The organism is Pseudonocardia sp. OZ21 (assembly GCF_059359135.1).
The window spans coordinates 124,381-138,023 of the sequence record NZ_JCADBN010000007.1; the positions used below are offsets into that span (position 1 = coordinate 124,381).

The window sequence follows — 13,643 nt, forward strand, 5'->3', positions numbered from 1 at the left end:
CGGTCGGTCGTTAGCATGTCCCGATGCCCGACGACCCTGCTGTGCTCGTCACGCGCGACGACGCCGATCCGGCGGTCGCACTGCTCACGCTGAACCGTCCGGCGCGGTACAACGCGCTCACGGTCGAGCTGAAGTCGGCGCTGTTGGCTGCGGTGGAGGACCTTGCGAAGGCCGAGGACGTCCGTGCGCTCGTGCTGACGGGGGCGGGGAAGGCGTTCTGTGTCGGGCAGGACCTGGTGGAGCACGCCGAGGCGCTGCGCGCCGATCCGGCCACGGCCTTCGACACCGTCACCGAGCACTACAACCCGATCGTCGCGGGGCTGACCGCCTTGCCGTTCCCGGTGGTCGCCGCGATCAACGGGCCGTGCGTCGGCGCCGGTCTCGGGTTCGCGCTCGCCTGCGACCTCCGGATCGCCGCGGCAGGGCTCAAGTTCGCCACCGCTTTCACGGGGATCGGGCTCACCGCCGACTCCGGGCTCTCGGCGAGCCTCGCCCACGCCGTGGGTGTCTCCCGGGCCACCGAGTTGCTGCTGCTGGGGGAGCCGTTCACCGCGGAGGACGCGCAGGCGTGGGGGTTGGTGCGCGCGGTCGTGCCTGCCGATGAGGTGCTGGCCGCCGCCACGGATCTGGCCCGGCGCCTGGCTGCCGGGCCGACGAAGGCGTACGTCGAGGTCAAGCAGGCGGTGCGGCTGGGCGCCGTCGCCGCGCTGCCGGAGGTCCTCGCCGCGGAAGGCGCCGCCCAGGCGCGGCTGGCGGTCACGGCCGACCACGCAGGCGCCGTCGAGGCCTTCCTGGCCAAGCGCCGCCCCACGTTCGAGGGTCGATGACCACCGACACGGCAGGCCGTCGGGCTCGCCGGCCCAGCGGCGGGGCCGGCTCGCTGCTCGAGGTGGCCGTGGGGGAGTTCATCACCCGCGGCTACGACGCCACGAGCATGGAGGACCTCTCCCGGGCCGCGGGGATCACCAAGTCCTCCTTCTACCACCACTTCGCGGGCAAGGAGGCCCTGCTGCGGGCCGCGCTGGAGCGCGCGTTGAGCGGCCTGTTCGGGTTGCTCGACGAGCCCGGCGCCACCACCGGCACGCCGCTGGCCCGGCTGCGGCACATCGTCAGCGGGCAGGTGGCGCTGCTCCAGCGTGACCTCCCCTACGTCACGCTCCTGCTGCGCGTGCGCGGCAACACCGAGAGCGAGCGGTGGGCGCTGGAGCGCCGCCGCGCGTTCGACGCGCAGATCGCGGCGCTGGTGCGGGAGGCGGTCGAGGCGGGTGAGATCCGGCAGGGGGTCGAGCCGGCACTGGCTGCGCGGCTGCTGTCGGGCCTCGTGAACTCGGTGGTCGAGTGGTACCGCCCCGGGCGTCCCGGCGCGGCCACCCTCCCCGACGACGTGGCCCGCGCGGTGTTCGAGGGGATCCTGCCGGCGGCCGGGTGAGCGTCACCTCCTGGATCAGCCGGTGACCAGCGAGCCGCGCCTGGCTCGACGGGTGGAGAACAGCGCGCCGAGCACGCCACCCGCCGCGCACAGCCCGACCAGCGCGAGGTGGAGCGGAAGCGAGAAGCCGAACCACGGGGCGCCCGTGCCCGCCAGACTGACGGCGCCGAGCGAGACGACCGCGATCAGCGTGCCGACCAGTGCACCGGAACAGGTGGCGATCAGGGACTCCCAGCACAGAGCCCTGGCCAGTTGGCGGGGCGTGGCCCCGGTCGAACGCAGCAGCCGGAGTTCCGGCGCCCTGGTGCTCATCGACATGGCCGTGGAGTTCAGCACCGAGATCATCGTGTAGACCACCGCCGTACCGATGAGCAGGACGACGGCCCAGAACTGGACGCCGGCACGCTCTCTGCCGTCCGAGGTGTCGGCGATCGCGATCGAGAACACGAACGTGCAGGCCAGCGCGACCGTCAGCATGACGGGGGACGCCACCGCGGCCGCCCGCCGGGGCTGGGCGGTGACCGCGGCACGGGCCAGCGCGCCCGGGCCGGGGTCGAGCGCGCCGACCGGTGCCGCGAGCAGCCCACCCACCACGCGCAGCAGCACCGGTCCGAATGCCGAGCCCGCGACGCACAGAGCCATCGTGGCGACCACGCCCAGCGGCACGGCGTCCGTCACGGATGCGGTGGACGTGACGCGCAGAAGTACGCCTCCACCGGCCAGCGCCGCGGTGCCGACCGCGGCTCGCTGCCAGGGCAACGCCCGCGCCTGGGCGGCGGTGTCACGCAGCACCTCGAGCGGCCCCACCCGGGCTGCAGTTCTCGAGGCGGTCAGTGCCGCCAGCAGCGTGACGACGATCCCGACGGCTGTGCCCACGATGAACGGTGGCGCGGCGAGCACGATCTCGAACCCCTCGGGTGCGAGTCCCACCCGCGTGAGGAACGCTGCCGTGACGCTCGCCTGCGGCACGGCGAGCGCGCTCCCGGCGACGCAGGCCACGGCCGCAACGGTCAGGGCCTCGGCCACGACCAGCCGTCGCACCTGGCCCGGGGTCATCCCGACGGTGCGCAGCAGGCCCCAGGTGCGGCGCTGCTGCAGGACGTGCAGGCTCAGCGTCCCCGCCACGACGAAGATCGACACGAACCCCGACAGGCCGGCGGTCACCGCGAACAGCGACATCAGGTTGCGTAGCCGACCGTCGCCGCTGGCGCTGGTCAGGAGCAGCCCCGCCCCGGCGACGAGCATGACGGCCAGCGTGATGGCGGTGAAGGCGGCGACGAGGGAGGTCCGGTTGGAACGGACGTTGCTCCACGCGAGTGCCGTCGGCATCACGGCTGCCCGTCCGTCCGGCTCAGTCTCTCGGTCACCTGTCGTGCCGTCGGCCGGTCCAGCTCGTCGACCACCCGTCCGTCGGTCAGGATCAGCACCCGGTCCGCCCAGGTGGCTGCCTCCGGGTCATGGGTCACCATCACCACGGTCTGTCCGTGCTCGTCGACGGCCTGGCGCAGAAGTGCCAGCACCTCCTTTCCCGTGTTCCGGTCCAGCGCTCCGGTCGGCTCGTCCGCGAAGATCACCTCCGGCCGGCTGAGCAGGGCTCGGGCGATCGCCACCCGCTGCTGCTGGCCACCCGACAGCTCGGCCGGGCGACGTCGCTCCCGGCCGGTCAGTCCGACCTGGTCGAAGATCTCGCGCAGCCGGGTCCGCTCGGGACGGCGACGTCCCAGCCGCGCAGGGAGGAGCACGTTCTGCTCGGCGGTGAGCGAGGGCACCAGGTTGAAGGACTGGAACACCACCCCGACCCGGTCCCGGCGCAGCACGGCCAGCTGTGCCTGCGACAGGCCCGCGAGGTCGGCACCCCCGATCCACACCGAACCCGCGGTGGGCCGGTCGAGCCCGGCGCCGCAGTGCAGCAGCGTGCTCTTGCCCGATCCGGAGGGGCCCATCACGGCGGTGAAGCTTCCGCGCCGGAACTGCGGGCTCACCTCGCGCAGGGCCGCCACCCCCGTGGGACCGCTGCCGTACGTTCTGCTCACCCGGTCGAACCGCACCGCTGACCCACCATCGGCGTTCACCTCCCCACCTTCGCGGGCCGGGGCTGCAGCCTCATCAGGGATGACCCTGTGCTGCCCCTGGACCAGGACCAGCGGCGCGGCGGGCTCTTGCGTCGGACTGCGCGGTACGGCACGATGGAACCGAACGAACATTCGGTTGGGAGGAACGTCAGATGGACGCGCTCGAGGCCCGGTTCGAGGAGACGATCGCCGCCGACCAGCGGATCGAGCCGCGGGACTGGATGCCCGACGCCTACCGCCGGACCCTGATCCGCCAGATCGCCCAGCACGCGCACTCCGAGATCATCGGCATGCAGCCGGAGGGCAACTGGATCCTGCGCGCCCCGAGCCTCCGCCGGAAGGCGATCCTGCTGGCCAAGGTGCAGGACGAGGCCGGGCACGGCCTGTACCTGTACTCCGCGGCGGAGACGCTCGGCGTCGACCGCGAGGAGCTCACCGAGAAGCTGATCGAGTCGAAGCAGAAGTACTCCTCGATCTTCAACTACCCGACCCTGAGCTACGCCGACATCGGCGTGATCGGCTGGCTCGTCGACGGCGCCGCGATCTGCAACCAGGTGCCGCTGTGCCGCTGCTCCTACGGCCCCTACGCGCGGGCGATGGTGCGGATCTGCAAGGAGGAGTCGTTCCACCAGCGGCAGGGCTACGAGCTGTTGCTGGCGATGGTGCACGGCACCGAGGCCCAGCGGGAGATGGTGCAGGAGTCGGTCAACCGCTGGTGGTGGCCGTCGCTGATGATGTTCGGGCCGCCCGACGCCGACTCGCCGAACTCCGCGCAGTCGATGGCCTGGGGCATCAAGCGCCACACCAACGACGAGCTGCGCCAGCGCTTCGTCGACATGACCGTGCCGCAGGCCGCCGCGCTCGGCGTCACGCTGCCCGACCCCGACCTGCGGTGGAACGCCGACCGCGAGGCGCACGACTACACCCAGCCGGACTGGGACGAGTTCAAGGCCGTGCTGGCCGGTTCCGGCCCGTGCAACGCGCAGCGGCTGGCGCACCGGCGCCGGGCTCACGAGGACGGCGCCTGGGTGCGTGAGGCCGCCCAGGCCTACGCCGAGAAGCAGGCGGCCCGGACGCAGGAGGAGGCGGCGGCATGAGCGAGCTCGCGAGCGAATCCGCGTCGCAGTCCGAGTACACCGCGGAGGGCGGCCACGGCGCCGTCCCCACGACGGGCGTCGAGACCGGGTCGGGAGAGCCCAAGCGGCGCAGCTGGCCGCTCTACGAGGTGTTCGTCCGCGGCAAGCGCGGGCTCAACCACGTGCATGTCGGTTCGCTCCACGCGCCCGACGCCGAAATGGCCCTGCACAACGCCCGCGACCTCTACACCCGCCGCAACGAGGGCGTGAGCATCTGGGTGGTCCGCGCCGACGACATCACCGCGTCGAGCCCGTCGGAGAAGGACCCGTTCTTCGCGCCGGCAGGCGACAAGGTCTACCGGCACCCCACCTTCTACGCGATCCCCGAGGACGTGCCGCACCTGTGAACACGCACTCGCACACCGAGGAGCAGGACGCGACGAACGCCTACCAGTCGCTGGCCGAGACGGTCGGGCACGACGACCCGCGCTGGGCGTTCGGCTCGGGCGTGGAGGACGTGCAGGCCGAGATCACCTCGCCGGTGCCCGACGGTGTGGACGCCGGCGAGCTCGCGCAGTACTGCCTCATGCTCGGTGACGACGCCCTGATCTGCAGCCACCGCCTCTCGGAGTGGGTCAGCAACGCCCCCGAGTTGGAGGAGGACGTGGCGCTCGCCAACATCGCGCTCGACCTGCTCGGGCAGGCCCGCGTCCTGCTCGCCAGGGCGGGGCACGTCGAGGAGGGGCAGCGCGACGAGGACGCGCTGGCCTACCTGCGCACCGAGGCCGAGTTCCGCAACGTCGCGCTGGCGGAGCTGGGCGACGGGCTCGACTTCGCCCGGGCGATCGCCCGGCTGCTCCTGTTCTCCACCTGGCGCCTCGCGCTGCTGCACCGGCTGCTCGGCTCGCGTGACCAGGTGCTTGCGGCCGTGGCGGGCAAGGGCGTCAAGGAGGTGGTCTACCACCGTGACCACGCCGCCCGCTGGACGGTGCGCCTCGGCGACGGCACCCCCGAGTCGCACCGGCGCATGCAGGCGGCACTGGACGCCGTGTGGCCCTACGTCGAGGAGCTCTTCCGCACCTCCGACGTGGAACGCAGCCTGGCTGCCGCGGATGTCGCGGTCGACCCGGCCGACGTCCGCGAGGAGGTCGACGCCGTGCTCGACGAGGTGCTCGCGGCGGCCACGCTCACGCGTCCGCAGCGCCCGGCCATCGGCGGTCGCGGTGGTCGCCAGGGCCTGCACACCGAACAGCTGGGACACGTGCTCGCGGAGATGCAGAGCCTGGCCCGCCAGCACCCGGGGGCGACGTGGTGACCGGGGCCGAGGTCCGTGCGCGGGCGGCGGCCGCCGCGGTGGTGGACCCGGAGATGCCCATGCTCACGCTGGCGGACCTGGGCGTCATCCGCGACGTCGACGTGGTGGCCGACGCCGTCACCGTGACGATCACGCCCACCTACTCGGGCTGTCCCGCCATCGATGCCATGCGCGACGACCTGCGCGTCACGCTCGCCGAGGCCGGGTTCGCCCAGGTGCAGGTGCGCACCGTGCTCTCCCCGCCGTGGAGCACCGACTGGATCTCCGACGAGGGCAGGCGCAAGCTCATGGAGCACGGCATCGCGGCGCCCGGGCGCGCCGGGCTGCGGGCCGCCGGGCCGGTGCCGCTCACTCTGACCGCGCCGTCGGCCGCGGTGCGCTGCCCCCGGTGCGGGGCGCCGACCACCGAGGAGATCTCCCGGTTCGGGCCCACGGCGTGCACGGCGCTGCGCCGCTGCCCGGCGTGCCGGGAGCCGTTCGAGCACATGAAGGAGATCTGAGTGGTGCCGGCCGCCGAGATCGCCGCCCCCGACCGTGCCCCCGACCGTGCTGACGACGTCGTGTCGCCCGCGGCCGGCGGGTTCCGGCTCCTGCGTGTGGCCGCCGTCGAACGGCTCTGCTCCGACGCCGTGGCCGTCACGTTCGAGGTGCCCGAGCATCTCCGGGAGACCTTCGCGTTCCGCCCCGGCCAGTACCTGACGCTGCGCACGTTCGTGGACGGCGGCGAGGAGCGGCGCTCCTACTCGATCTGCGCGCCTGCCGGGGCGTCCCCGAAGGTCGGGGTGCGGCGGGTCGACACCGGGCTCTTCTCCGAGTGGCTGGTCGACCGTGTGCAGCCGGGTGACGAGATCGAGGTCGCGCCACCCGCGGGCTCGTTCACACCCGACCTGGAGCCCGGCTCCCACCACGGCCTGATCGCCGCCGGTTCGGGGATCACCCCCGTGCTGTCGATCGCGGCGTCCGTGCTGGCCGCCCACGACGACACCCGCGTCACGCTGTTCTACGGCAACCGCCGCACCGACACGGTGATGTTCACCGAGGAGCTTGCCGACCTCAAGAACGCCCACGGTCCCCGGCTGCAGCTCGTGCACGTGCTCTCCCGGGAGCCGATGGCCGCCGAGGTGTTCTCCGGACGCCTCGACGCCGCGCGGCTGCGGCTGCTGCTGGGCGCGCTCGTCGACGTGGCGGACGTCGACCACTGGTGGCTCTGCGGTCCGCTCGGGCTGACCACCGACGCCCAGTCGGTGCTCGTCGAGCTCGGCGTGCCCCGACAACGCGTGCACCGGGAGCTGTTCTACGTCGACGAGCCCCCGCCGGAACTGTCTCGCGCGGAGCCCGGTGCCGACGGCGAGACCAGCGACGTCACCGTCGTGCTCGACGGGCGGGCCACCACCCTGGCGCTGCCGCGGGCCGAGAGCATCCTCGACGCCGCGCAGAAGGTGCGCGGTGACCTGCCGTTCGCGTGCAAGGGCGGGGTCTGCGGCACGTGCCGGGCCCGCGTCACGGTGGGCGAGGTGACGATGCGGCGCAACTTCGCCCTCGAGGACGACGAGGTGGCGGCCGGGTTCGTCCTGACCTGCCAGTCGCGGCCCGTCACCGGCGACGTGACGGTCGACTTCGACAGCTGAGCCGACGCCGCCCGGTGCCGGTGATCACGCGACGGCGACGCTTCCCCCGCCGTCGACACGCAGGGTCTGACCGGTGATGAACCCGGCCTCCTCGGAGAGGAGGAAGAAGATCGCGGCCGCCATCTCGGACGGCCGGCCGAACCGGCCCATCGGGACACCGGAGAGGTAGCGGGCCTCACTCGCCGAGCCGGGCGGGTTGATGCCGCGGAACAGCTCGGTCTCGGTCGGGCCCGGTGCCACCGAGTTGACGGTGACCCCCGTGGTGGCGAGCTCACCGGCCCAGGCGCGGGAGCAGAACTCGAGCGCGGCCTTGGCGGCGCCGTAGGAGGTCCGGTCCGACTTCCCGACCGTGACCATGCTGGTGACGTTGATGATCCGGCCCCAGCCCTGGGCCGTCATGGCGGGCAGGGCGGCCTGGGTGACCTGCACGGCGACCCGGACGTTGACGTCGTAGACGTCGACCAGGTGGTCGAGGTCGACGGATCCGAGCATCGCCGGGCGGACGAGTGCGACGTTGTTGACCACGGCGTCGACGGCGCCGCCGCTCAGCACGTCGTCCAGGGCCGTTGCGGTGGCGGCGCGGTCGGCGAGGTCGAGGGTGTGGAACTCCCCGGGGAAGTCGGCGGGTGCGGTGCGCGCCATTCCGACCGGACGGTGGCCCGCCTCGGCGAGCCGCACGGCAAGGGCATGCCCGATCCCCTTCGACGCTCCGGTGATCAGCACTCTTCTGGAGGTCATGAGTCGCTCTCTGTTCGAGGTCCCTGCTTGCCTTAGTCATAACCGTACTGATCTAATAGACAGTCGTAAAATACCGTTCATGGTATGGTTGCTTATCAGCTTTGCTATGAAGTGTCAGGAGGCCCGACCATGACATTGCTGCAGCTCCGGGTGCTGCTCGCGGTCGCGGACCGGGGCGGGTTCACCCTTGCCGCTGAGCAGATCGGGATGTCCCAGCCCGCAGTCAGTCGGGCCGTCGCCACCCTCGAGGACGAGCTGGGCACATCGCTGTTCACCCGCCGCCGCGATGGGATCACCCTCACCGAAGCGGGGCACCGCGCGGTCATCCACGCCCGCGGCGCTCTGACGCACTTCGACCTGCTGCGCACCGAGGTGGCCGCGATCGGTGGACAGGTCACCGGCACCCTGCGCCTGGCCAGCCTGCCCAGCGCCACCGGCACGCTCGTCGCCGCCCAGCTGGGCACCTTCGCCGAGCGCTACCCCGAAGTTCAGGTGCGCCTGTTCGAAGGCGACGAACCCGAGGTCCGCACCTGGCTCGACCAGGGCGCCGCCGACGTCGGGGTGCTCTCCCTGCCTGCCCCCGGCTGGGAGGTCGCCGTGCTCGACACCCATGAGATGGTCGCCGCCCTGCCCGCCGATCATCCCCTCGCCGGGCTACCCCGCGTCAGCATCTCCGACCTCGCCGGGCAGCCGTTCATCCTGTCCACCGGCGGCTGCGGACCCCTGATCACGGCCGCCGCCCGCAACGCCGGGACGCGCCTGGACGTCGCTCACGAGGCCAGGGAGCTCCCCGCGATCATGCAGATGATCGGCACCGGCCTCGGCGTCAGCATCGTGCCGACCCTCGGCCTTCCCGCCGACTTCGACGGCGTCGTCATCCGCCCGCTGGAGCAGCGCCCCACGCGCACCCTGGCCATCGCGCTGGGGAGCGCCGAGTCCACGCCCGCGGCCCGCGCCTTCTTCGACCACGTCGCAGGGGCCGGGCAGCCGAGCGCCGCCTGAGCGGCGGCCCGCTGGGGGACACCCCCTAGCAGTCCTCGCGGAGGAACTCGCACGCCACCACGGACGGGCGCTCCACCGGGCGCCCCGCGTCGATGGACCAGGCCAGCCGCACGAGCTGGGCGTGCGACCACGTCAGCGGCGTGGCCGCGTACGTGCCCTCGCCCGTCGGGAAGTCCGGCGCTCCGGACGGTGCGTGCTGGTCCCAGACCTGCTCGGCGATCATCAGCCCGTCGTTCGCCGAGTCCGCCATCGCCTGCAGCCGGGCCGCGGGGTCGCCGTCACCGGCCAGCAGTTCGTACTCCCCACGCTCGCCCGCGAAGATCGGCCAGGCCCGGCCGGTGGTCTGCTGGCTGCCGGGGTCGGTCAGCCGCCAGGGTCCCCCGGCGGCGTCCTCGCCGTAGCCGTCGTCGGTGAAGCGGTGCCAGAACTGCCCGTTCGGCGTCTCCACCCCCAGCTCCCGGTCCACCACCGCCAGCGTGTTGCGGACGACCGGGTCGTCGGCCTTGCGGACACCCAGCCGGACGAGCTCGAGGAAGCTCGGGTCGACCACCGCACGCTGGTCGAGGTCGGCGCCGCCGTCACCGATGTTGTAGACGGTGGCGGCGTTCGGGTCGCCGTCCTTGGTCAGGCGCAGGTAGTAGGGCTCGGAGGACAGGGGACCGGTCGTGGTGACCGTCCAGCCCTCGATCCGTCCCGCCCAGTCCCGGGCCGTGGCCAGCCACCGGTCGGCGGACGCGGTGTCACCGGCCCGGCGGGCGAGGTCGGCCGCGCAGACCAGGCCCGCGACCTCCGCCGCGATGGTGCCCGGCGAGTAGCCGCTCTGGTTCTCCCAGCGCTCCTGCGGCGACCACGGTGCCGGGCGCTCACCGGCGTAGCCCAGCAGGAACTCGGCCGAGCGCCGAACCCGTTCATAGGTCAGCTGGTCGGTGCGGTCGAGCTGCCACGCCAGCACCAGCGGCAGGGCCACCTCGTCGAGCTGCAGGTTCTCCCAGACCGTGGCGCCCCTGACGTCGGAGTTCTGCGGGAAGGACCCGTCCGGGCGTTGCTGGCGCAGCAGGAGGAAGTCCAGCGCCCGCTCGGCGGCCGCCCGGTCACCGGCCGCCAGCAATGCGGTGGCGTGCTGGTAGAGGTCGCGCGACCAGACCAGGTGGTACGCCCCCGACGGCGACGACAGGTCGTCCACCTCGTGGCCCCACACCCACGGCATGCTCGGCGACGCCACGAACGCACCCGGGTTGCGCTTGTCCTCGGATGCGGCGTTCACCACCACGGAGGCCCAGTAGGCGTCGGCGATGCCCGTGGCGCTGCCGGGGGCGTCGTGCAGCCCGTCGACGTAGCGGTGCCAGCCGTCGGCGTAGGAAGCGGCGACGGGATCGAAGCCGTCGCGGAGACTGGCGGTGGCCGCGGTGCTCGCCGCGGCCGCGTCGGCGCCGAAACCCAGCGCGACCACGGCCTCCTGCGCGTCACCCACGCCGGTGACGCCGGCGAGCCGGCCCGCGAGCACGACGTTGCCCGGGCCTGCGGCGGCGTGGTGCGCGTCCAGGTCGCCGTCCGCGAGCAGGTCGGTGCGGGCGTCGCTGGTGCCGAGGTGACCGACCGTCCGGTCGTCGAGCCCGGTGTCGGCGGCCAGCGAGAGCGCCGCCGCGCCGTCCGAGGCGACCAGATCGGACTCCCCGACGGTGGCCCGGTCGTCGTCGCCCTCGTTGGACAGCGCCGGGTCGGCCACGGCGTGGACGGAGTACGGGCGCCCGTCGAGCGAGGTGAACCGGACGTCCACGAGCACCACGTCACGTCCGGGGTCGGTGACGTAGCTCCGGACCATCCGCCACCGGCCCGTCGGGGACTCGTCGACCTGCTCGTACGCCGGCACCCGCGCGTCCGCCGCCGTGGTGGAGCCCGCCGACTCCGAGGTGCGCTCCACGACGCCGGCCCCGTCGGTGACGACGAACTCGAGGCCGCGCAGGGCAGGGGTGCCGAGGTCGGGGTAGTACACCTCGCTCAGCTCGCCCGGCCGCAGCGTGAACCACACCTCGCTGTCGGGGGTGCGGGAGGTGCCGAACCCGTGCTTGTCGGCAGGGGCCCAGGTCGCCTTCTCACCGGGGGCGCCGGGCGCCACCGGTTCGGCGGCGCTCGCCTGTGGCGCGACCAGCAGGGCGGCCATCGCGGCGGCGCCGAGGAGGAGCGTTGCGGTCCGGGCAGCGGTCATCGTCGTCCTTTGCTCGGGTGATGGGATCTTGTTCCCGGCGAGGACGTCGATCGAAACTACTCTGAGTGGCTGACCTCAGCGTGAAGGGTGACCACGCAGGCGCACCCGTTCGGCTGTACCTCGCAGACGACCACGAGCTCGTGGCGCTCGCCCCCGAGCTCGAGACAGGTCAGGTCGGTGCACTCCACGGTGCCGTCCGCGTGCCGGACCAGCGTGCCGTGGCAGTGGTCGGCCTGTGCGGCGCAGTACGGGCACGCGGCGCTCATGACGCCTTCCGCCGCTTGGGCTGCGCCGCACCGGACGCCTTCGCCACCGCCTTCTCCAGCTCGGCGCGGTTCATCGACGAGCGGCCGGCGACGTCGAGGTCGCGCGCCATCGCGGTGAGGTCGGACTTGCTGAGCTCCGACAGGTCCGGCGCCTCGGGTTCGGCCTTCCGCGTCTTCCTGCCCGCCTTTCCACCCGACGTCCCGGCCTTCGTCCCCGCCGGTTTCCGGCCGCCGCGCGCCTCGGCCACGCTCGCCTCAAGCGCGGCGATCAGATCCGACATCGCCGTCGGCTCGGGTGGCTCCGCCTCGCTGACGATCTCGCGTCCGCGGCGCTTGTCCTCGATGAGCTTCTCCACGCGCTCGGTGAACGTGTCGCGGAAGTCCTCGGGGCGCCACGGGCCGCTCATCGACTCGATCAGCCCCGTCGCCATCTCCATCTCCTTGCCCTTGGCCTTCGACGTCCCCGGCAGCTCGTCCAGGCTCGACCGGTCGCGGATCTCGTCGGCGAAGAACAGGGTCTCCAGCGCCAGCACGTCATCGTCGGCGCGGACGGCGGTGAGGTACTCCTTGCCGCGCATGACGAACGTGGCGACGCCCGCGCGGTTGGTGCGGGCCATCGCGTCGCGCAGCAGCGCGTAGGGCCGGGCGTACTGCTCGGCGGTGGGAGCGAGCCAGTAGGTCTTCTGGAAGAAGATGGGGTCGATCTCGTCGAGGTCGACGAACGTGACGATGTCGATCGTGCGGGAGCGACCCGGGGCGATGTCGGCCAGCTCGTCGGGTTCGACGAGCACGTAGTCGCCGCCGCCGACGTCCTTCCCCTTCACGATGTCGGAGTACTCCACCTCCTTGCCGGTCCGCTCGTTGACCCGCTGGTAGCGGATGCGGTCGGCGGTGCCGCGCTCGAACTGGTTGAAGTGGATCGTGTGGTCCTCCGTCGCGCTGAACAGACCGACCGGTATCGACACCAGCCCGAAGCTGATGGACCCCGTCCAGATCGCCCGTGCCATGGCGCGCCTCCTGTCGTCCCCGGCCAGGTACCCCGTGGCGGGCCGCGTTAGTGCTGGAGCCTGCGCTCCAGGTCCCGCAGCCGCTGCTGCGCGTCGCGGGCGACGCGATCGGCGGTGTCGAGGTCGCGCTGCGCCGACCGGGCCCGCCTGCGGGTGTCGTGCTCGGCCTGCTCCGCGGCCTCGATGCGGCTCCGCAGCTCGCGCAGCGTCCCGGCCGCGTCGTCCGCGGCGCGTTCGGCGCCGGTCAGCTCGCCCTGCGCCTTCTCGCGTTCGGCGTCGGCGTCGGCGGCCGTGGAACGGGCCCGTTCGAGATCGCGGCGCAGCCGCTCGTCCCGGTCCGGCCCGGTGTCATCGCGCGCCGGCGGGGTCGCGGTCGCCGGCTCCGGCAGGCCACCTGCTTCGGCGGGGTCGAGCGCCGTGGTGAGCCTGCCACCGGCGACGGCCTGGGCGGCGGCGCTGCTGTTCACCGCTGCGGTGAACGTGTTCTCCAGGTCGCGCGTGACAGCGTCGCTCGCCGGATGCCCCGCTGACCGGGCCAGCGCCCTCGCCTGCCGGACGAGCCCGTGCACCACTTCGTGACGCTGCTGCGACAGCCGGCGCAGCGCCTCACCCTCCAGCTGGTCCTGCGCCGCGCGCAGCCCGTCCCCGCGCTCGACGAGCGCCGCGACCTCGTCGGGATGCTCGCGGGACAGCAGGTTCACCAGCCATGCCGCCGTCGACGGCCTGCGCAGCGCGCCGATCTGCTCGGCCAGCTCCTTGTCGTCCTGCTGCCGGGCGCGCTTCACGGCGGCATTGCGCGCCGCCGTGAACTCGTCGCGGGGCAGCGCGTAGAGCTCGTCGGCCACCTGGTCGAGATCCGCGGGCATGCCCGGGAGTGCCCCGCCGCACCGTCGGTGAACCGGCG

Annotated in this window: 15 protein-coding genes; 8 read left to right on the top strand and 7 right to left on the bottom strand. The window is 73.0% G+C overall.

Going from position 1 to position 13,643, the window contains the following annotated elements; translation table 11 throughout:
* Positions 1–23: 23 nt before the first annotated feature.
* Both AC5L35_RS18205 and AC5L35_RS18210 read left to right on the top strand, forming a co-directional pair.
* Entirely contained in the window at positions 24–827 is an 804-nt protein-coding gene (locus AC5L35_RS18205) for an enoyl-CoA hydratase/isomerase family protein (RefSeq protein ID WP_495060836.1), read from the top strand.
* A complete protein-coding gene (locus AC5L35_RS18210) occupies positions 824–1,429 on the top strand; it encodes a TetR/AcrR family transcriptional regulator (protein WP_495060837.1) in 606 nt (201 codons plus the stop codon). The genes AC5L35_RS18205 and AC5L35_RS18210 overlap by 4 nt, the downstream gene beginning before the upstream one ends.
* A 15-nt stretch (positions 1,430–1,444) precedes the next feature.
* Here the strand turns inward: AC5L35_RS18210 and AC5L35_RS18215 are convergent, their stop codons facing one another.
* Both AC5L35_RS18215 and AC5L35_RS18220 read right to left on the bottom strand, forming a co-directional pair.
* Positions 1,445–2,758 carry an FtsX-like permease family protein gene (locus AC5L35_RS18215; RefSeq protein WP_495060838.1) on the bottom strand — a complete coding sequence of 438 codons (1,314 nt, stop codon included), beginning with the start codon at positions 2,756–2,758 and terminating at the stop codon, positions 1,445–1,447.
* On the bottom strand, positions 2,758–3,501 hold the full coding sequence (locus AC5L35_RS18220; RefSeq protein ID WP_495060839.1) for an ABC transporter ATP-binding protein: 744 nt from the start codon (positions 3,499–3,501) through the stop codon (positions 2,758–2,760). The genes AC5L35_RS18215 and AC5L35_RS18220 overlap by 1 nt, the downstream gene beginning before the upstream one ends.
* A 152-nt stretch (positions 3,502–3,653) precedes the next feature.
* Here AC5L35_RS18220 and paaA point away from each other — a divergent pair, with 152 nt between their 5' ends.
* Genes paaA through paaE form a run of 5 tightly spaced genes read left to right on the top strand, consistent with a single transcriptional unit; the run spans position 3,654 to position 7,520 of the window.
* Complete coding sequence (paaA, locus tag AC5L35_RS18225) at positions 3,654–4,598, top strand: 1,2-phenylacetyl-CoA epoxidase subunit PaaA (protein WP_495060840.1); 945 nt, start codon at positions 3,654–3,656, stop codon at positions 4,596–4,598.
* Positions 4,595–4,984: a 1,2-phenylacetyl-CoA epoxidase subunit PaaB gene (gene paaB, locus AC5L35_RS18230; RefSeq protein ID WP_495060841.1), complete on the top strand. Its 390-nt coding sequence runs from the start codon at positions 4,595–4,597 to the stop codon at positions 4,982–4,984. Before paaA ends, paaB begins: the two co-directional genes overlap by 4 nt.
* Positions 4,981–5,892 carry a 1,2-phenylacetyl-CoA epoxidase subunit PaaC gene (paaC, locus tag AC5L35_RS18235; RefSeq protein ID WP_495060842.1) on the top strand — a complete coding sequence of 304 codons (912 nt, stop codon included), beginning with the start codon at positions 4,981–4,983 and terminating at the stop codon, positions 5,890–5,892. The genes paaB and paaC overlap by 4 nt, the downstream gene beginning before the upstream one ends.
* On the top strand, positions 5,886–6,392 hold the full coding sequence (gene paaD, locus AC5L35_RS18240) for a 1,2-phenylacetyl-CoA epoxidase subunit PaaD (RefSeq protein ID WP_495060843.1): 507 nt from the start codon (positions 5,886–5,888) through the stop codon (positions 6,390–6,392). Before paaC ends, paaD begins: the two co-directional genes overlap by 7 nt.
* 60 nt (positions 6,393–6,452) lie before the next feature.
* On the top strand, positions 6,453–7,520 hold the full coding sequence (paaE, locus tag AC5L35_RS18245) for a 1,2-phenylacetyl-CoA epoxidase subunit PaaE (protein WP_495060994.1): 1,068 nt from the start codon (positions 6,453–6,455) through the stop codon (positions 7,518–7,520).
* A gap of 24 nt (positions 7,521–7,544) precedes the next feature.
* On the opposite strand, the gene AC5L35_RS18250 is transcribed toward paaE, so the two are convergent.
* Positions 7,545–8,258, bottom strand: coding sequence for an SDR family oxidoreductase (locus tag AC5L35_RS18250; RefSeq protein WP_495060844.1), 714 nt, complete (start codon positions 8,256–8,258; stop codon positions 7,545–7,547).
* A 129-nt stretch (positions 8,259–8,387) separates the two neighbouring features.
* Here AC5L35_RS18250 and AC5L35_RS18255 point away from each other — a divergent pair, with 129 nt between their 5' ends.
* Entirely contained in the window at positions 8,388–9,260 is an 873-nt protein-coding gene (locus AC5L35_RS18255) for a LysR family transcriptional regulator (protein ID WP_495060845.1), read from the top strand.
* Between the two features lie 25 nt (positions 9,261–9,285).
* Here the strand turns inward: AC5L35_RS18255 and AC5L35_RS18260 are convergent, their stop codons facing one another.
* Genes AC5L35_RS18260 through AC5L35_RS18275 form a run of 4 tightly spaced genes read right to left on the bottom strand, consistent with a single transcriptional unit; the run spans position 9,286 to position 13,605 of the window.
* Entirely contained in the window at positions 9,286–11,466 is a 2,181-nt protein-coding gene (locus AC5L35_RS18260; protein WP_495060846.1) for a glycoside hydrolase family 15 protein, read from the bottom strand.
* 56 nt (positions 11,467–11,522) lie between these two features.
* Positions 11,523–11,732, bottom strand: coding sequence for a hypothetical protein (locus AC5L35_RS18265; protein WP_495060847.1), 210 nt, complete (start codon positions 11,730–11,732; stop codon positions 11,523–11,525).
* Positions 11,729–12,739: a non-homologous end joining protein Ku gene (ku, locus tag AC5L35_RS18270; protein WP_495060848.1), complete on the bottom strand. Its 1,011-nt coding sequence runs from the start codon at positions 12,737–12,739 to the stop codon at positions 11,729–11,731. The genes AC5L35_RS18265 and ku overlap by 4 nt, the downstream gene beginning before the upstream one ends.
* 47 nt (positions 12,740–12,786) lie before the next feature.
* A complete protein-coding gene (locus tag AC5L35_RS18275; protein ID WP_495060849.1) occupies positions 12,787–13,605 on the bottom strand; it encodes a hypothetical protein in 819 nt (272 codons plus the stop codon).
* Positions 13,606–13,643 lie beyond the last annotated feature (38 nt).